This is a genomic window from Bacillus sp. FSL K6-1106, from assembly GCF_038005245.1.
Classification (GTDB): domain Bacteria; phylum Bacillota; class Bacilli; order Bacillales; family Bacillaceae; genus Bacillus; species Bacillus altitudinis.
This window is the reverse complement of record NZ_JBBOSV010000002.1, coordinates 521,963-540,158: the sequence shown is the minus strand read 5'-3', so window position 1 is coordinate 540,158 and position 18,196 is coordinate 521,963. Positions and strand designations below refer to the sequence as shown.

Genomic DNA, 18,196 nt, shown 5'->3' with positions numbered 1-18,196 from the left:
GGATAAAAGCATAGAAGTATGTAACACCCTCTATCCAGCATAAGACAATCATATCATAATTTTCAAAAAAATGAAAAAATAACTTACTAAAGTTCTAAATTATGGTATGGTTAATATGTTCAACAAAAAAAGGGAGGGATTTTTTGTATGAAAAAGGTCATAACTTCTGTTTTGGTTGGAGCAATTGTTTTAACGGGTGCGGGTGTCACCGCTGTCCCGGTAGAAGCGAAGGGGAAAGTAAGCAGTGAAGTAACGGTACAAGCAAGTCGAACCGTCTCGGAAACGAGAACATATACGACGTCAAACATCCCATCAAGTATTACATATGCAAAGGATGGATGGGTCGGTATTCTCTATCAATCGTCAATTGAAGAGTTAGGTTTAGGAAAATATAGAGTTACCTTTACTGGAACGGTTGTACGCGATCCAGGATTTAATTAAATATAAAATGTAAAGCTGACAGGTGGACAAGCCTGTCAGCTTTTTTTAATGGGGATAATAAAGAATCATTTGCATCCTGACCATCTGTTCTCCTGATTGTTTATACTCATGGGCACGGTCAGCTTTAAACCGAATCGAGTCGCCAGCTTGTAATGTGTATTGCTCATCACCGATCGATAAATCAAGTGCTCCCTCAAATACGGTAATCAATTCCTCTGTACCGCCGATATGTTCTTCCGCACTTAACGACCCATGAGGATCAATTTCTACCTGATAGACTTCAAATTTTCTCAGGTCATCAAATGGGAACGTCGTATATACCCGATACTTTCCCTCGTCCTCGGTTAAAACTTGTCCTTCTTCTTTTCGCACGATCTTAATTTCAGGCTGCGGTGCGTATATGAGTTCGCTAAAAGACACCTTCAACCCATTGGCGATTTTCCACAGAGTGGTGATGGTTGGTGTGGATTCTCCTCTTTCGATTTGCCCAATCATCGTTTTACTCACACTTGTTACCTCAGCCATCTTTTCTAGGCTTAATTTCTTTTGCTCTCTTAGCAGTTTGACATTTCTAGCAATAATTGATTGTACGTCCTCCATCAAAAAACTCCTTTCTTTTATTTACTTTATAACGACCGAATAGTACAATGAAACGTAATATACGCAATAAAGACTTTTAGGTCTAAATAACGTATGAAAAGGAGGTAACGATTTGATTGTTTCCATGTTGATTTATGCTTTTGTTACCAGCTTCACCCCTGGGCCGAATAATATCATGGCGATGGTCTTTACGAATAAATATGGGGTCAAGCAAACATTTCGATTTTGTTTAGGGGTTGGGATCGGATTTTTGGTCATTTTATGTTTGAGCGGTTTTTTTAATCTCATTCTTTATCAAGTCATGCCGAAAATAGACTGGGTCATGGCTTTCATCGGAGCCGGTTACATGATCTATTTGGCTGTTAAAATCATGAAAAGTAAAGGCGGAGATGACGAAACATTAGACCGCTATAATCATTTTATCCCGGGGATGCTGCTGCAATTTATTAATCCGAAAGCCATTTTGTATGGGTTAACCGTCATTTCCACTTTTGTTCTGCCGTATGGACAGTCCAATATGCAATACATGTTGTTGACGCTGATTCTCGCCATCATTGGTTTTTTAGGCACATTTAGCTGGAGTTTATTTGGCTCTGTATTCAAGCGTTTTTTAACTCTTTATCAGCGGCCGTTCCAGTTCGTCATGGGGCTGCTGCTTATGTATAGTGCGATTTCGATGATCTGGAGTTATGTCATGTAAGCGGTCAGGAGCAGGAGACTGGCCGCTGCCTGCCCATCACAACCGTATCATAATACATGCCGTCCGCCAGCCGTTTATCTTTTTTTAACAAGCCTTCAATCTCAAAGCCATAGTGTTCATATAAACGAATGGCTTTTTGATTGGTTTCCATTACTTGAAGTGACATCTTTTGAATGCCTTGCTGATCTGCCCAGTCGATCGATGTAGCTAAAAGTTCTTTCCCGATGTGATAGCCCCAAGCGGCCTTCTGTACGGCGACGCCAAACGTTACTTTGTGAGCAGAGCGCTTAAGAGAATGTCCTTCGCATCTTGAAAAACCGACAATGTCTCCTTCAATATCTGCAACTAAAAAGAGATGACGGCATTCATTGGAATCCTCTTGAATCAACGCCTCGAACCCTTTCTCATCAATAAAAGCTTCACCCGGTTCACGATCTAAATATTCGGTTTCACCATCGATTTTCAGTCTGAGAGTTGATAACTGTTTGGCATCTGCTAATGCAGCAGAGCGAATACGATAGGTCACACCACGTACAGTGAACATACTTTCAGAAATGATCATTGAACAGACCACCAACCTTTCATTCCATTATGTCTATCATACCTGAAACGCGCACACAGCACACTCAGATGTTTTGTCATGTGCAAAAAGGCTAAATAAACAGTATCAAACGTGGAGGTGGAACAAATGAGTGAACAAAATGGACATATGGATAAAGCGAAAGGAAAAACAAATCAAGTCAAAGGTCAAGTGAAAGAAAAACTTGGCGAAGCGACAGATCGTGAAAACCTGAAAGCAGAAGGAAAGAAAGATCAAGTAAAAGGAAAGCTTCAAGATAAAAAAGGTGACGTGAAAAATAAGCTGAATCAGTAGTTTGCGCATACTTGCAGGTACTCGCCCCATGTATCCATCATTACATTCCTTTCATCAATAAAATCAATAGGTGTGTGAAAAGAATTGATTATAAATTCTTGCTTCCGTCATGTAGACTTTAAATAGAAGACATGAACAAGGGAGATGGATGAAATGGAGCAAGTATGGGGGAAAGTTGACGAGTATATCAAAGACAAATTGATGGTCAAAGATGACGTATTGGAGCAAACTCTTATCAAGAATAAGCAAGCCGGGTTACCAGAAATAGATGTGTCGCCGGCCCAAGGAAAACTGCTTTATTTGTTAGCAAAAACCAAGGGTGCAAAGCGCATTTTAGAAATCGGTACACTTGGCGGTTATAGTACCATTTGGCTTGCCCGTGCACTTGAATCGGATGGAGAACTCATGACATTAGAGGCTGTCAGTCATCATGCAGAAACCGCACAGCAAAACATAGACAGAGCAGGCCTAGCAGAACGTGTCACCATTTTAGAAGGAAAAGCGTTAGATACTTTATCTCAGTTAAAAGAGCAGGATATGCTCCCGTTCGATTTGATTTTCATTGATGCAGACAAACCAAACAACCCGCAATATTTGAAGTGGGCGTTACATTTCTCAAAAAAGGGAACAGTCATTATTGCAGACAATGTGGTCAGAAATGGGGCAGTTCTCCATGCCTCTGATCAAGATGAGCGAGTGAAGGGAACGCGTGAATTTTTCGATTTACTCAAACAAGAGTCGAGAATTGAAGCAACCGCTATTCAAACTGTTGGCGAAAAAGGCTATGACGGCTTTATATACGGTATCGTAAAATGACAAAAAGCTTAACCGCATCCGGTTAAGCTTTTTCTTTTAGAAAAGCCATCTAGCTGTGCCCATCAGCATGACGCCTACTAGAACGGTGAGGGACAAGCTTTTTGTCCAAATAGCGATTAACACAGTTGGAACCAAGACAGCAAGGTACATCCAGTGAATGGTGACGCCTGCTGTAGTATGTATGAAAAGATGCTCTGCAATCAAAGCGGTAAATATACAAATGGGGATAAACGATAACCATTTGAGCACCACTTCAGGCATCTGGATACTCCTCACAAATAAAAATGGAACGACTCTTGGGATGATGGTCACAATCATACAGCCAAGAATGAGCCATAACATAAAACTACTAATCATTTATCTGTCACCACCCCAATAGTGGCAACAAGCACAGTTGCCAACAAAACAGCCACGTGTGAAGGAACAAAATGAAGCAGCACAAACATCGCAACAAACATATATAAAACAAGTGACAAGCGATGGGTTAGCTTATTTTTTGGCACCGTCTGTAAAGAAAGAATGAGCAGCGCAGCAAACATCGCAGATAAGGCAAAATCAAGACCAAGCGCCTCTGGATTTGAAATCCAGTGTCCGAATATTCCGCCAAGTGTACAAGCAGCAATCCAGCATAAATAAGCTGTAATATTCAGTCCATGCATCCATCTGTTATTCAATTTTCCTTGCTGTGCTAATTTATTCATCGCTACGCCAAAGGATTCATCAGTAAGCAGAAGACCAAACCCGATGTTCTGCTTTACAGAGTAGCGTGTAAAATGGGGGGCAAGCGTAAGGCTGAGTAACAAATGCCGTAAATTGACAATGAACGTGGTGAAAATAATAGCGGAAAGGGGGCTTCCTGTCACAAGTAATGCACAGATGATAAACTGTGAAGCGCCAGCATAAATAAAGATAGAGAGCAGCGCGATTTCCCATATACTTAACTGCGAACTAATGCCAACAATTCCAAAGGCAAACCCAATGCTCATATAACCAAGCAAGGTTGGCACACAATCTTTTATTCCCTCAAGAAACGGTTCGTTTCCGGCAGTGGGAATGTGTTTCCTAGCTTCAACATCCAAAGAACTCTACTCCTTTTCTGTGTAAACATCAATTGTTTTACTTACTATAAGAAAACGAATTCATCATGTCAATCCTATTGAACTTCTATTATATGAAGAAACATGGCGATAAAAAAGGATTGAAGTGAACCAGATTTTGTTATAAAGTAATCAGAAAATAAAAACAATTGGGGTGACTGATATGCAATGGAAGCCTTTATTTGAACATGATGTACCAAATCACCTCCGTCCATAACGGAGAGTGATCTCCGTTTGTGGATATCGCAGTGAATATATCCAGTAACGGAGGGGAAAAAATGAATGAAAAATATATAGGAGCCCTTTACTTAGCGTTAGCTGCTAGTATTTGGGGCGGTATGTATGTAGTGGTCAAAGTAACAGTTGCGGTGGTCCCGCCACTTGAGCTCGTCTGGATGAGATATGCAATAGCTGGAGTCGTTCTTGTGTTCACGATTTGGCGTTTGGGCTACTCTTTTCGGTTAGACAAAAAGGATATCCCGCTGATTGTGGCGATTGGATTGATTGGCAACTTTCTTTCGATCGTGACCCAAGAAATTGGCACAATGTATACGTCTGCACAAATGGGTGCCGTCATCACATCGGCAACACCTGCTTTTATGGTGCTTTTCGCTTTCTTTCTATTAAAAGAATCATTCACAGTGAGAAAGTGTGTCTCCATTCTGCTTGCTACAGTAGGTGTGCTGACGATGATTGGGCCTGTCGCTGTTCAAACGGATGAGTTTGTTGGTGGTCTTTCACTGGTTATTGCTGCATTAACATGGGCGCTCATGTCTGTTCTTTTGAAACGAGTTCCAGGAAAGTATCCTCAAGTAGTGACGACAACATATGCGATCATTGTGGCCTTTATCGTATTAACACCATCTGTCTTGTTTCGTTTGCCTCATCTTGATGTGCAGCAAATGGCAAGACCGGAAATATGGGGCGGCATTCTGTATCTAGGTATCATCTCAACGGCCCTTGCTTTCTTTTTGTGGAATAGAGGGCTTCAACTGATGGACGCTTCAAGCGGTGGTCTGTTTTTCTTCTTTCAACCAATCGTTGGCACGGTCCTTGGATGGATGCTTCTAGGTGAAGAGATGGGCTTACGTTCGTTTGTTGGGATTTTGTGTATTTTCGCAGGTGTATATACTGTCCTGCGTCAGAGAGAGTAAGACGAGATTCCCCTTGGAGAAGGGGAATTTTCTTTACAAAGAATAGATGAGAGATTCATAGAAGGTGGAGGTGAGCAGGATGATCCAGTATCCATTTTTGCAAAAAGGACAAACGATTGGGGTGACAGCACCTTCCTCAGGTGTGCAACCCTCTTTGCATGAGATGTTTCAACTGTCTTGTGATCGGATGAAAAAAAGAGGCTATGAAGTCATATGTGGAGAGACAGTATGGCAGCAGGAAAAAGCGAAATCTGCCCCTGCAATCATACGAGCAAATGAGTTACAGCGGATGATGACTTGTCATGAGATTGACCACATCATCCCGCCATGGGGCGGACAGCTGTTTATTGAAGTGTTAGAGCATCTTGATTTCTCAGTGATGCAAAAAAAGTGGATTCTTGGTTACTCAGATACAAGTCTCCTTCTATTAGCTTTGACCTTAAACACTGGCATTGCGACAGCGCATGGACCGAACCTTGTGGATCTTCAGGGGGAAGAGCTTGATCAGGTGACGGCTATGTGGGAACAAATACTTTCCACTCCAGAGAAAAAGGACGTTACTCAATTTTCTTCTGATATGTATCAAAAGGAATGGCAGTATGACCATCCAAGCATTCATGTCTTTCATTTAACCGAGCCAACCGCATGGCGTACTGTTGATCACTTAGAGACGACGATGAAGGGAAGACTGATGGGTGGCTGTATTGATGTGATCCGGCACTTAGCTGGCACGCCTTTTGGAGATGTCAAAGCTTTTCAAGAAACATACCTGAAAGGTGAACCCATTCTATGGTATTTTGAAAACTGTGAATTAAATGCTGCGAGCATGAAGAGGTCTCTTGTTCAATTAAAACTAGCAGGCTGGTTTGATCATTGCTCTGGCATCATGTTTGGCAGGAGTGCAGTGGACACTCCTGTGGAAGGATATGAATATACGGATCTATATGAAGAATTGCATAAGGAATTACACATACCGATTGTTTACGATATTGATTGTGGACACGTACCGCCTCAAATGACCCTCATTAACGGAGCATATGCGGAGGTGCAGTTGCAACAAGAAGGTAAAGCCGTGCTGAAGCAGACATTTTTGCCATAAAAAAAGGAAAGGGCGACCCCTTTCCTTCATAAAAAACATTACATTCCTTTTGTTTCTTCACCTGCTTTTGGAACTTCCCATGCAGACTCTCGGAATACTTTTTCCCATTTAGAAACGACAATACAGGCAACCGCATGTCCAGGAACATTCACGCCTGTTCGAGCCATATCCATAATCCGGTCAACCCCGGCGATAATAGCGACACCTTCTGCTGGCAGACCTACTGCATGAGCTGTTGCCAAAAGAACAACAAGTGAGCCAGACGGGACAGCTGCAATGCCTTTACTTGTTAAAACAAGGACAAGCATCATGAGGAGCTGCTGTGATAAACTCATATCGACACCAAACGCTTGTGCAAGAAACACACAGGAAACCGATAAATATAAACTTGAACCATCGCAATTAAGAGAAAGACCTGACGGGATGACGAAGGAAACGATTCTTTTTGGGCAGCCGTATTTCTCCATCCGTGACATGAGCTGTGGAAGAACAGTTTCTGTACTTGTAGTAGAAAAGGCAACCAAAAACAAATCCCAAATCATTTTCAACACTTCGAAGTAGTTAAAACGGAAGATCAGTGCGACAAGAGGGAACAAAACAAATAGAATAATAAACAATCCTAAGAAGACAGTGCCAACAAGTTTCATCATAGGAATGAGTAAAACAATGCCGTATTGTCCGACAGAAGCTGCCATTAATGCTAAAACTCCAATAGGAGCTGTCACCATGACCATTTGTGTGAGCTTAAACATAATTTGTGCTACTGATTCAAAGAAGGTAAGGACAGGAGCGGAAGCTTTCCCAATGCCGCTTGCGGCTACACCGAATAAAATAGCGAAGAAAATCACTGCTAGTAAATCATTCTGAGCCATAACATCGATGATATTGGTTGGAATGATGTCTAAAACCATCTGTTTAAAATCGACGACCTTTTGAGTATAACCATCGAGTTCCCCAATATCTTTCTTAGCTAATTGAGAGAAATCGAGTCCAACGCCTGGCTTTAACACGTTGGCCAATAAAAGTCCGATTCCAAGAACGATGGTCGTAATGACTTCAAACCAAATGATTGTCTTTAATCCGAGACTGCCCATTTTCTTCATTCCACCGCTGCCAGCTGCGCCGATGACAATCGTAGAGAAAACAATAGGGACTACAATCATTTTAATCAATCGGATAAAGCCATCCCCAATGGGCCGCAGTGCCATTCCGAAATCAGGGAAGAAGTGGCCGATAAGAGCTCCTATCACCAAAGCGATCATGATTTGAAAAGCGACAAACTTTTTCATCATCTCCTACCTCCTTTAAATGCATGGAAAATATTAAGAATTTTCCAATAAATAAAAATTCTAGGTGACCATGTTTTGTCCTCCTTTGGATTTAGAAAGATTTTATTTAAGAATCATTAGAATTATGAAGAAAGAAATGAAAATAGGGCGATTGAAACTCTATTTATCTAACAAAAGAGCACTTCTTAAAAAACATTAAACTTTTTTAGAAAAATGTATTGACCCTTTTGTATGATCCATGGTATATTTTTATTCGTCGCTGATGACGCATCTGAAACACTGATGCTCAGACAGATACGACAAACAAACTTCAAAAAGATGTTGACTTAATAAAAACGATATGTTAAGATAATTAAGTCGCCTGATTAAGCGCCCGTAGCTCAATTGGATAGAGCGTTTGACTACGGATCAAAAGGTTAGGGGTTCGACTCCTCTCGGGCGCGCCAATAACATTTAACCACGCGGGTGTAGTTTAGTGGTAAAACCTCAGCCTTCCAAGCTGATGTCGTGAGTTCGATTCTCATCACCCGCTCCATTTTAAAAAAATGATCTTTGAAAACTAAACAAGACAAAACGTACCTGTTAATTCGAGTTTTTATAAAAAAATCCTATGATACATCATAGGTAGTCAGTCAAACGCTGACGAGGCAGGAAATGATCACATGCTAAGTTCGCTACATCGTGTAGCAACGCATGTGTGATATGCATCCTGCATACCTCGGAGAGTTTGATCCTGGCTCAGGACGAACGCTGGCGGCGTGCCTAATACATGCAAGTCGAGCGGACAGAAGGGAGCTTGCTCCCGGATGTTAGCGGCGGACGGGTGAGTAACACGTGGGTAACCTGCCTGTAAGACTGGGATAACTCCGGGAAACCGGAGCTAATACCGGATAGTTCCTTGAACCGCATGGTTCAAGGATGAAAGACGGTTTCGGCTGTCACTTACAGATGGACCCGCGGCGCATTAGCTAGTTGGTGAGGTAACGGCTCACCAAGGCGACGATGCGTAGCCGACCTGAGAGGGTGATCGGCCACACTGGGACTGAGACACGGCCCAGACTCCTACGGGAGGCAGCAGTAGGGAATCTTCCGCAATGGACGAAAGTCTGACGGAGCAACGCCGCGTGAGTGATGAAGGTTTTCGGATCGTAAAGCTCTGTTGTTAGGGAAGAACAAGTGCAAGAGTAACTGCTTGCACCTTGACGGTACCTAACCAGAAAGCCACGGCTAACTACGTGCCAGCAGCCGCGGTAATACGTAGGTGGCAAGCGTTGTCCGGAATTATTGGGCGTAAAGGGCTCGCAGGCGGTTTCTTAAGTCTGATGTGAAAGCCCCCGGCTCAACCGGGGAGGGTCATTGGAAACTGGGAAACTTGAGTGCAGAAGAGGAGAGTGGAATTCCACGTGTAGCGGTGAAATGCGTAGAGATGTGGAGGAACACCAGTGGCGAAGGCGACTCTCTGGTCTGTAACTGACGCTGAGGAGCGAAAGCGTGGGGAGCGAACAGGATTAGATACCCTGGTAGTCCACGCCGTAAACGATGAGTGCTAAGTGTTAGGGGGTTTCCGCCCCTTAGTGCTGCAGCTAACGCATTAAGCACTCCGCCTGGGGAGTACGGTCGCAAGACTGAAACTCAAAGGAATTGACGGGGGCCCGCACAAGCGGTGGAGCATGTGGTTTAATTCGAAGCAACGCGAAGAACCTTACCAGGTCTTGACATCCTCTGACAACCCTAGAGATAGGGCTTTCCCTTCGGGGACAGAGTGACAGGTGGTGCATGGTTGTCGTCAGCTCGTGTCGTGAGATGTTGGGTTAAGTCCCGCAACGAGCGCAACCCTTGATCTTAGTTGCCAGCATTCAGTTGGGCACTCTAAGGTGACTGCCGGTGACAAACCGGAGGAAGGTGGGGATGACGTCAAATCATCATGCCCCTTATGACCTGGGCTACACACGTGCTACAATGGACAGAACAAAGGGCTGCGAGACCGCAAGGTTTAGCCAATCCCACAAATCTGTTCTCAGTTCGGATCGCAGTCTGCAACTCGACTGCGTGAAGCTGGAATCGCTAGTAATCGCGGATCAGCATGCCGCGGTGAATACGTTCCCGGGCCTTGTACACACCGCCCGTCACACCACGAGAGTTTGCAACACCCGAAGTCGGTGAGGTAACCTTTATGGAGCCAGCCGCCGAAGGTGGGGCAGATGATTGGGGTGAAGTCGTAACAAGGTAGCCGTATCGGAAGGTGCGGCTGGATCACCTCCTTTCTAAGGATATATGGAGCAGCGTACGTTTTTCGTCTTGTTTAGTTTTGAAGGATCATTCCTTCAAACATGTCTCTAGCGAGACAGGATTGTTCTTTGAAAACTAGATAACAATAAGTAATACATTCACATTGAATGCAATGCAAAGTTCATCACACATAGTGATTCTTTCTAAAGTAAGAAATGGTTAAGTTAGAAAGGGCGCACGGTGGATGCCTTGGCACTAGGAGCCGATGAAGGACGGGACGAACACCGATATGCTTCGGGGAGCTGTAAGCAAGCTTTGATCCGGAGATTTCCGAATGGGGAAACCCACTGCTCGTAATGGAGTAGTATCCATACTTGAATACATAGAGTATGAGAAGGCATACCCGGGGAACTGAAACATCTAAGTACCCGGAGGAAGAGAAAGCAAATGCGATTCCCTGAGTAGCGGCGAGCGAAACGGGAACAGCCCAAACCAAGAGGCTTGCCTCTTGGGGTTGTAGGACACTCTATACGGAGTTACAAAGGAACGATATAAGCGAAGAGGTCTGGAAAGGCCCGCCAAAGAAGGTAACAGCCCTGTAACTGAAATGTTGTTCTCTCCAGAGTGGATCCTGAGTACGGCGGAACACGTGAAATTCCGTCGGAATCCGGGAGGACCATCTCCCAAGGCTAAATACTCCCTAGTGACCGATAGTGAACCAGTACCGTGAGGGAAAGGTGAAAAGCACCCCGGAAGGGGAGTGAAATAGATCCTGAAACCGTGTGCCTACAAGTAGTCAGAGCCCGTTAACGGGTGATGGCGTGCCTTTTGTAGAATGAACCGGCGAGTTACGATCCCGTGCAAGGTTAAGCAGAAGATGCGGAGCCGCAGCGAAAGCGAGTCTGAATAGGGCGCATGAGTACGTGGTCGTAGACCCGAAACCAGGTGATCTACCCATGTCCAGGGTGAAGTTCAGGTAACACTGAATGGAGGCCCGAACCCACGCACGTTGAAAAGTGCGGGGATGAGGTGTGGGTAGGGGTGAAATGCCAATCGAACCTGGAGATAGCTGGTTCTCTCCGAAATAGCTTTAGGGCTAGCCTCAAGGTAAGAGTCTCGGAGGTAGAGCACTGATTGGACTAGGGGCCCCTACCGGGTTACCGAATTCAGTCAAACTCCGAATGCCGATGACTTATCCTTGGGAGTCAGACTGCGAGTGATAAGATCCGTAGTCGAAAGGGAAACAGCCCAGACCGCCAGCTAAGGTCCCAAAGTATACGTTAAGTGGAAAAGGATGTGGAGTTGCTTAGACAACCAGGATGTTGGCTTAGAAGCAGCCACCATTTAAAGAGTGCGTAATAGCTCACTGGTCGAGTGACTCTGCGCCGAAAATGTACCGGGGCTAAACGTATCACCGAAGCTGCGGACTGTTCTTACGAACAGTGGTAGGAGAGCGTTCTAAGTGCAGTGAAGTCAGACCGGAAGGACTGGTGGAGCGCTTAGAAGTGAGAATGCCGGTATGAGTAGCGAAAGACGGGTGAGAATCCCGTCCACCGAATGCCTAAGGTTTCCTGAGGAAGGCTCGTCCGCTCAGGGTTAGTCGGGACCTAAGCCGAGGCCGAAAGGCGTAGGCGATGGACAACAGGTTGATATTCCTGTACCACCTCCTCACCATTTGAGCAATGGGGGGACGCAGGAGGATAGGGTAAGCGCGGTATTGGATATCCGCGTCCAAGCAGTTAGGCTGGGAAATAGGCAAATCCGTTTCCCGTGAAGGCTGAGCTGTGATGGCGAGCGAAATTTAGTAGCGAAGTTCCTGATTCCACACTGCCAAGAAAAGCCTCTAGCGAGGTGAGAGGTGCCCGTACCGCAAACCGACACAGGTAGGCGAGGAGAGAATCCTAAGGTGATCGAGAGAACTCTCGTTAAGGAACTCGGCAAAATGACCCCGTAACTTCGGGAGAAGGGGTGCTTCTTAGGGTGTTAAAGCCCCGAGAAGCCGCAGTGAATAGGCCCAGGCGACTGTTTAGCAAAAACACAGGTCTCTGCGAAGCCGTAAGGCGAAGTATAGGGGCTGACGCCTGCCCGGTGCTGGAAGGTTAAGAGGAGCGCTTAGCGTAAGCGAAGGTGCGAATTGAAGCCCCAGTAAACGGCGGCCGTAACTATAACGGTCCTAAGGTAGCGAAATTCCTTGTCGGGTAAGTTCCGACCCGCACGAAAGGCGCAACGATCTGGGCACTGTCTCAACGAGAGACTCGGTGAAATTATAGTACCTGTGAAGATGCAGGTTACCCGCGACAGGACGGAAAGACCCCGTGGAGCTTTACTGCAGCCTGATATTGAATGTTGGTACAGCTTGTACAGGATAGGTAGGAGCCTTGGAAACCGGAGCGCTAGCTTCGGTGGAGGCATCGGTGGGATACTACCCTGGCTGTATTGACCTTCTAACCCGCTGCCCTTATCGGGCAGGGAGACAGTGTCAGGTGGGCAGTTTGACTGGGGCGGTCGCCTCCTAAAATGTAACGGAGGCGCCCAAAGGTTCCCTCAGAATGGTTGGAAATCATTCGCAGAGTGTAAAGGCACAAGGGAGCTTGACTGCGAGACCTACAAGTCGAGCAGGGACGAAAGTCGGGCTTAGTGATCCGGTGGTTCCGCATGGAAGGGCCATCGCTCAACGGATAAAAGCTACCCCGGGGATAACAGGCTTATCTCCCCCAAGAGTCCACATCGACGGGGAGGTTTGGCACCTCGATGTCGGCTCATCGCATCCTGGGGCTGTAGTCGGTCCCAAGGGTTGGGCTGTTCGCCCATTAAAGCGGTACGCGAGCTGGGTTCAGAACGTCGTGAGACAGTTCGGTCCCTATCCGTCGCGGGCGCAGGAAATTTGAGAGGAGCTGTCCTTAGTACGAGAGGACCGGGATGGACGCACCGCTGGTGTACCAGTTGTTCTGCCAAGGGCATCGCTGGGTAGCTATGTGCGGACGGGATAAGTGCTGAAAGCATCTAAGCATGAAGCCCCCCTCAAGATGAGATTTCCCATTCCGCAAGGAAGTAAGATCCCTGAAAGATGATCAGGTTGATAGGTCTGAGGTGGAAGCGTGGTGACACGTGGAGCTGACAGATACTAATAGATCGAGGACTTAACCTATATTCTAATGTGAAAAATGAACATTGTTATCTAGTTTTGAGAGAACATTCTCTCCATCAGGTTTGGTGGCGATAGCGAAGAGGTCACACCCGTTCCCATACCGAACACGGAAGTTAAGCTCTTCAGCGCCGATGGTAGTTGGGGGTTTCCCCCTGTGAGAGTAGGACGCCGCCAAGCTTTTCATTTTATATCGTCGCGGGGTGGAGCAGTTCGGTAGCTCGTCGGGCTCATAACCCGAAGGTCGCAGGTTCAAATCCTGCCCCCGCAACCAAATTATTTTACCTATTAAATAGGGAGTACTCATTGAGTACAGCCAAAATGGTCCGGTAGTTCAGTTGGTTAGAATGCCTGCCTGTCACGCAGGAGGTCGCGGGTTCGAGTCCCGTCCGGACCGCCATTTTTATGACTTGTAAACGAAAACGTATAGTTTCGTTTTTTTTTATGTCTTTTTCTTTCAATAAGTATCCTAGATGCAATGAAACTCCTTGTGTTTGGCTACACTAAATGTGATAAGAAAAGATCATGACTTCAACAAACAACGCCTGGTTTTTTTATACCAGGCTTTCTTTATATCGTTTTTAGTTGGAACCGAGGCTCATATTCGCTACACTAATACTAACTGTGTCTGACATCATGTTTGCTCAATCAGTTGATTGTATGAAGGGGCTGTCTTTTATGGATGAATTTGATCTTATTCGCCGAATTACACCAAAAGAAACGCATCAGCGTTCTTTGGTCATGGGCATCGGTGATGATGCTAGTGTTTATCAACCTCATTCACATTGTGAAGAGGTCGTTTGTGTTGATACAATGGTAGAGCATGTCCATTTTCGATTTGATTTTTCCACACCCTTTGAGGTTGGATTTAAAGCGCTGGCAGTGAATATCAGTGATATCGCAGCCATGGGAGGAACCCCTAAGTATTATCTTGTATCAATTGCGATCCCGCCTCATGGGGATGAAGCAATTGTCGCAGCTTTTTACGAGGGAATGAAAGCATTGGCTGACACATATCATATGGATTTAATCGGTGGAGATACAGTAGCCACCCGCAGTGACTTTGTCATCACAGTAACGGTCATTGGTGAGATTCCAAAGGGAACAGCCTGTTACCGTCATAGTGCTCAGACAGGAGACATTGTCTTTGTCACAGGTGAACTAGGTTCATCAGCTGCTGGGCTATCCCTTTTAATGAATGAAGTAAATGCTGCACATTCGATTGACACTGCTTTTTTTCTAGAGCGACACAAAATGCCGCAGCCGCATATTGCTGCTGGCCTTATTTGTTCAAGCTTCCCCCGGGTGACCTTGAATGATGTGAGTGACGGATTAGCGAGTGAGCTGAACGAAATAGCGGAGGCCAGTTGTGTAACGCTGGAAATTGAGGCTGATCAACTCCCAAAACATCCACATCTACCGTTGTTACATAAAGAGTGGCTTGAATGGGTCTTGTTCGGTGGAGAGGATTTTGTCTTAACTGGTACGATCCCTGAAACGGATTGGAAGCGATTTGAGACGCAATGTAAAAAAGAACACATTCAGGTCACGCGTATTGGACAAGTCAAAGATGATCGAGCGTCCAGCGTTATTTTAAAAGACCATGATCAACAAACAATTTTAATGAAAAAAGGATATAATCATTTTAAGAAATGAGGTGACTCCACCATGAAGTTAACGTGGACAACAAAAGGTGCGGATGAGACGAAACGAATTGCTGCTGCCTTGGCTACACTTGTGATGCCCGGCGATGTCTTAACATTAGAAGGAGACTTAGGCGCAGGTAAAACGACTTTTTCAAAAGGTTTTGCAGAAGGCTTAGGTATTACCCGTATCGTCAACAGCCCTACTTTTACAATTATTAAAGAATATACGGATGGCAGACTGCCACTTTATCATATGGATGTGTATCGTATGGAAGATGCGGAAGAAGATATTGGACTGGGCGAATATTTTGAGGGGGAAGGTGTATGTTTGGTTGAATGGGCACATCTCATTGAACCTCAATTGCCTTCATCGTATTTAAAAATTGAAATGCTGAGAACAGAACGTGAAGAAGAACGTCATCTCACGTTTTATGCAAAAGGGGAGCGCTATGAGGCCCTTTGTAAGGAGATGAAAGATATTGACCATACTGGCAATTGATACGTCAAACCATACACTCGGAATAGCTCTTGTCCGTGATGACACTGTGGTTGGGGAAAGTATTACGTACTTAAAGAAGAATCATTCAGTACGAGCAATGCCGACAGTTGAAGCACTGATGAAAGAATGCGGCGTAGCACCGAACGAATTAAGCAAAATTGTTGTAGCCAAAGGACCCGGTTCTTACACTGGCGTTAGAATCGGTGTGACCATTGCAAAAACACTTGCTTGGACGCTGTCTATCCCGATAACTGCTGTTTCAAGTTTAGAAACGCTGGCGGCAAATGCTCGATATTTTGATGGAATGATTTCTCCTATATTTGATGCAAGAAGAGGACAAGTTTATACAGGGTTATATACATTTGAAGGTGGAAAGATAAAAGAAGTGAAACCAGATCAAAATATCCTGCTTACTGATTGGCTTCAAGAGCTGAAAAAGGAAGGGAACTCTGTTTTATTTCTTGGACATGATGTGCATCTTCATCAAGAGAATGTTCTCTCCATACTTGGAGAAACTGCTGTGATCGCAGACGAGGCATTTCACAACCCAAGACCTTCAGTGCTCGCATTTTTAGGGGCAGACCGCCCAGCTGAAGATGTCCATCAGCTTGTTCCTAATTATATTCGTTTGGCAGAAGCGGAAGTGAAATGGCTTGAAGGACAAAAATAATCTCAACACAGTAGAGATGCGAAGAATGACAGTAGAGGACATCCCAGAGGTATATACGATTGAATTGCATTCGTTTACAGCGCCTTGGAAAAAAGAGTCGTTTGTCTATGAAATTCTCCATAACCAATACAGCCATTATTTCCTCATTGAAGAAGATGGTCAGCCTATTGGGTATTGCGGCGTTTGGATTGTCATGGATGATGCACAAATTACGAATATTGCGATTCTCCCTGAGCACCGGGGAAAAGGATACGGGGAAGCGCTGCTTCGATATGTCATGGAATTTTGCAAAGAAAAAAAGACAGATCATCTTTCACTAGAAGTGCGGGTATCAAATACGCCAGCACAATCCCTTTATGAAAAGCTAGGTTTTAAACCAGCTTCTATTCGAAAGAATTATTATACGGATAACGGGGAAGATGCATTAGTCATGTGGGTGAAGATAAATGAGTGAAAAAAAAGATCGATTCATATTAGGTATAGAAACAAGCTGTGACGAAACAGCTGCGTCCATTGTGAAAAATGGGAAAGAGATCGTAGCGAATGTTGTCGCCTCACAAATAGAAAGTCATAAACGATTTGGCGGCGTGGTACCAGAAATCGCTTCAAGGCATCATGTGGAACAAATGACGATCGTATTAGAAGAAGTCATGACGCAGGCCAATATGACCTTTCAGGATTTAGATGCCATTGCTGTGACAGAAGGTCCCGGCTTAGTTGGTGCACTTTTGATAGGTGTCAATGCAGCCAAAGCATTGAGTTTTGCACATCAAATTCCGCTTGTTGGTGTTCATCATATTGCTGGACACATTTATGCGAACCAGCTCGTTGGTGAACTAGTGTTTCCTTGTTTAGCTCTAGTCGTCTCTGGTGGGCATACTGAGCTTGTATTGATGAAAGAGCATGGGTCTTTTGAGGTCATTGGTGAAACGTTGGATGATGCGGCTGGGGAAGCGTATGACAAAGTAGCTCGGACGATGGGTCTGCCATATCCAGGGGGACCTCACATTGATCGATTGGCACATGAAGGGGAGCCAACGATTAAGCTTCCTCGAGCGTGGCTTGAAGAAGGATCCTATCATTTTAGCTTCAGCGGTTTAAAATCAGCGGTTATCAACACACTACACAATGCGTCTCAAAAGGGTGAAACCATTGCGCCGGAGGATTTGGCTGCAAGTTTCCAAGAAAGCGTGATTGAGGTGTTAGTCGGAAAGACATTAAAAGCGGCTGAAGCGTATGGTGTGAAACAAGTCGTTCTAGCTGGCGGGGTTGCTGCCAATAAAGGTCTTAGAGAAGCCCTTACTTCAGCATTTGCGAAGCTGCCTGAAGTGAATGTCATGATTCCGCCATTGTCTCTTTGTACAGACAATGCAGCCATGATTGCTGCTGCGGGAACCATTGCATTTGAAAAGGGAATAAGAGGCGACATGGCAATGAACGGTCAACCTGGACTGCCGCTTGTCTCCTATGAATAAGAACTCCTGTGGATACAGGAGTTTCAGCGTGTAGACAAACCCTCGCATTCTTTGTCAGTCCTGCGTGCTGGTGCTCACGAATATGAAATTCGCTCCGCGCCAGTACTAGTCCTTCCTAGACTGCAAAGGTTTTCTATCACGCTGAAAAGAAGACAAAGGGCTAAAATCAAGTTCATTTTAGCCCTTTGTCAAAAATTTGGAACTCCTGTGGATATACAGGAGTTTTTTCTATTGAAATGAAAGCGATTTATTCACATGTAAACGTTATATATCCACAATTGTTAGAAAATTCGTTTTAAAATGAAGAGAATGTGTATAAATGTGATCTTTTGTGTGGATATGTGATTAAAATACTGTGGATAAAGTGGATAACTTTAAAATATTTAAGAATAATCAAGATGTTATTGTGGGTATCATTGTGGATAAATATTCTCACCTTAAAAAAGAGCACCCGTTAGGGCA

Annotated in this window: 16 protein-coding genes, 4 tRNA genes and 3 rRNA genes; 18 read left to right on the top strand and 5 right to left on the bottom strand. The window is 44.8% G+C overall.

Translation table 11 applies throughout. The features are described 5' to 3' along the window. The first annotated feature begins 147 nt into the window (after positions 1-147). Positions 148-441 (top strand): hypothetical protein, encoded by a 294-nt coding sequence (locus MHI20_RS17355; protein WP_024719163.1) that lies wholly within the window; start codon positions 148-150, stop codon positions 439-441. A 45-nt stretch (positions 442-486) separates the two neighbouring features. On the opposite strand, the gene MHI20_RS17350 is transcribed toward MHI20_RS17355, so the two are convergent. Next, a complete protein-coding gene (locus MHI20_RS17350) occupies positions 487-1,041 on the bottom strand; it encodes a helix-turn-helix domain-containing protein (RefSeq protein ID WP_024719162.1) in 555 nt (184 codons plus the stop codon). Between the two features lie 112 nt (positions 1,042-1,153). Here MHI20_RS17350 and MHI20_RS17345 point away from each other — a divergent pair, with 112 nt between their 5' ends. After that, positions 1,154-1,741 (top strand): LysE family transporter, encoded by a 588-nt coding sequence (locus tag MHI20_RS17345; RefSeq protein ID WP_024719161.1) that lies wholly within the window; start codon positions 1,154-1,156, stop codon positions 1,739-1,741. A 4-nt stretch (positions 1,742-1,745) separates the two neighbouring features. On the opposite strand, the gene MHI20_RS17340 is transcribed toward MHI20_RS17345, so the two are convergent. Then, positions 1,746-2,303, bottom strand: a complete 558-nt coding sequence (locus MHI20_RS17340; protein WP_340940126.1) for a GNAT family N-acetyltransferase — start codon at positions 2,301-2,303, stop codon at positions 1,746-1,748. A 126-nt stretch (positions 2,304-2,429) separates the two neighbouring features. On the opposite strand from MHI20_RS17340, the gene MHI20_RS17335 reads away from it, so the two are divergent. Then, complete coding sequence (locus MHI20_RS17335; RefSeq protein ID WP_024719159.1) at positions 2,430-2,615, top strand: CsbD family protein; 186 nt, start codon at positions 2,430-2,432, stop codon at positions 2,613-2,615. A 153-nt stretch (positions 2,616-2,768) separates the two neighbouring features. Next, positions 2,769-3,431 (top strand): O-methyltransferase, encoded by a 663-nt coding sequence (locus MHI20_RS17330; protein ID WP_340940124.1) that lies wholly within the window; start codon positions 2,769-2,771, stop codon positions 3,429-3,431. 36 nt (positions 3,432-3,467) lie between these two features. On the opposite strand, the gene MHI20_RS17325 is transcribed toward MHI20_RS17330, so the two are convergent. Together MHI20_RS17325 and MHI20_RS17320 are read right to left on the bottom strand one after the other, a co-directional pair. Further along, entirely contained in the window at positions 3,468-3,788 is a 321-nt protein-coding gene (locus tag MHI20_RS17325; RefSeq protein WP_024719157.1) for an AzlD domain-containing protein, read from the bottom strand. After that, positions 3,785-4,510, bottom strand: a complete 726-nt coding sequence (locus tag MHI20_RS17320; RefSeq protein ID WP_007496390.1) for an AzlC family ABC transporter permease — start codon at positions 4,508-4,510, stop codon at positions 3,785-3,787. Before MHI20_RS17320 ends, MHI20_RS17325 begins: the two co-directional genes overlap by 4 nt. Positions 4,511-4,806: 296 nt before the next feature. Here MHI20_RS17320 and MHI20_RS17315 point away from each other — a divergent pair, with 296 nt between their 5' ends. Together MHI20_RS17315 and MHI20_RS17310 are read left to right on the top strand one after the other, a co-directional pair. Next, positions 4,807-5,682: a DMT family transporter gene (locus tag MHI20_RS17315; RefSeq protein ID WP_039170184.1), complete on the top strand. Its 876-nt coding sequence runs from the start codon at positions 4,807-4,809 to the stop codon at positions 5,680-5,682. Between the two features lie 79 nt (positions 5,683-5,761). Further along, positions 5,762-6,781 (top strand): S66 family peptidase, encoded by a 1,020-nt coding sequence (locus tag MHI20_RS17310; RefSeq protein WP_039170182.1) that lies wholly within the window; start codon positions 5,762-5,764, stop codon positions 6,779-6,781. Positions 6,782-6,819: 38 nt separating this feature from the next. Here the strand turns inward: MHI20_RS17310 and gltP are convergent, their stop codons facing one another. Further along, the gene (gene gltP, locus MHI20_RS17305) at positions 6,820-8,070 is read right to left on the bottom strand and encodes a glutamate-aspartate/proton symporter GltP (RefSeq protein WP_024719154.1); all 1,251 of its coding nucleotides are present in this window, start codon (positions 8,068-8,070) and stop codon (positions 6,820-6,822) included. A 369-nt stretch (positions 8,071-8,439) separates the two neighbouring features. Here gltP and MHI20_RS17300 point away from each other — a divergent pair. The 12 genes from MHI20_RS17300 to tsaD all read left to right on the top strand — a co-directional run bounded on the left by MHI20_RS17300 (position 8,440) and on the right by tsaD (position 17,734). Continuing rightward, positions 8,440-8,516 (top strand) — tRNA-Arg (locus MHI20_RS17300). A gap of 15 nt (positions 8,517-8,531) precedes the next feature. Beyond that, a tRNA-Gly gene (locus MHI20_RS17295) sits at positions 8,532-8,605 on the top strand. 180 nt (positions 8,606-8,785) lie between these two features. Beyond that, positions 8,786-10,334, top strand: a 16S ribosomal RNA gene (locus MHI20_RS17290). Positions 10,335-10,516: 182 nt separating this feature from the next. Further along, positions 10,517-13,447: ribosomal RNA gene (locus MHI20_RS17285) — 23S ribosomal RNA — on the top strand. A 61-nt stretch (positions 13,448-13,508) separates the two neighbouring features. Then, positions 13,509-13,624 (top strand): 5S ribosomal RNA (gene rrf / locus MHI20_RS17280). Together the 16S, 23S and 5S rRNA genes with 4 tRNA genes alongside form the textbook arrangement of a ribosomal RNA operon. 17 nt (positions 13,625-13,641) lie before the next feature. Next, a tRNA-Met gene (locus tag MHI20_RS17275) sits at positions 13,642-13,718 on the top strand. Between the two features lie 49 nt (positions 13,719-13,767). Then, a tRNA-Asp gene (locus tag MHI20_RS17270) sits at positions 13,768-13,844 on the top strand. A 278-nt stretch (positions 13,845-14,122) separates the two neighbouring features. Next, positions 14,123-15,100 (top strand): thiamine-phosphate kinase, encoded by a 978-nt coding sequence (thiL, locus tag MHI20_RS17265; RefSeq protein WP_045034400.1) that lies wholly within the window; start codon positions 14,123-14,125, stop codon positions 15,098-15,100. Positions 15,101-15,112: 12 nt separating this feature from the next. Further along, the gene (gene tsaE, locus MHI20_RS17260; RefSeq protein WP_007496038.1) at positions 15,113-15,589 is read left to right on the top strand and encodes a tRNA (adenosine(37)-N6)-threonylcarbamoyltransferase complex ATPase subunit type 1 TsaE; all 477 of its coding nucleotides are present in this window, start codon (positions 15,113-15,115) and stop codon (positions 15,587-15,589) included. Beyond that, the gene (tsaB, locus tag MHI20_RS17255) at positions 15,570-16,259 is read left to right on the top strand and encodes a tRNA (adenosine(37)-N6)-threonylcarbamoyltransferase complex dimerization subunit type 1 TsaB (RefSeq protein ID WP_041506699.1); all 690 of its coding nucleotides are present in this window, start codon (positions 15,570-15,572) and stop codon (positions 16,257-16,259) included. The genes tsaE and tsaB overlap by 20 nt, the downstream gene beginning before the upstream one ends. Before the next feature lie 25 nt (positions 16,260-16,284). Beyond that, entirely contained in the window at positions 16,285-16,713 is a 429-nt protein-coding gene (rimI, locus tag MHI20_RS17250; protein ID WP_041506698.1) for a ribosomal protein S18-alanine N-acetyltransferase, read from the top strand. Next, positions 16,706-17,734 (top strand): tRNA (adenosine(37)-N6)-threonylcarbamoyltransferase complex transferase subunit TsaD, encoded by a 1,029-nt coding sequence (tsaD, locus tag MHI20_RS17245; protein ID WP_017359857.1) that lies wholly within the window; start codon positions 16,706-16,708, stop codon positions 17,732-17,734. Before rimI ends, tsaD begins: the two co-directional genes overlap by 8 nt. The last annotated feature ends 462 nt before the right edge of the window (positions 17,735-18,196 follow it).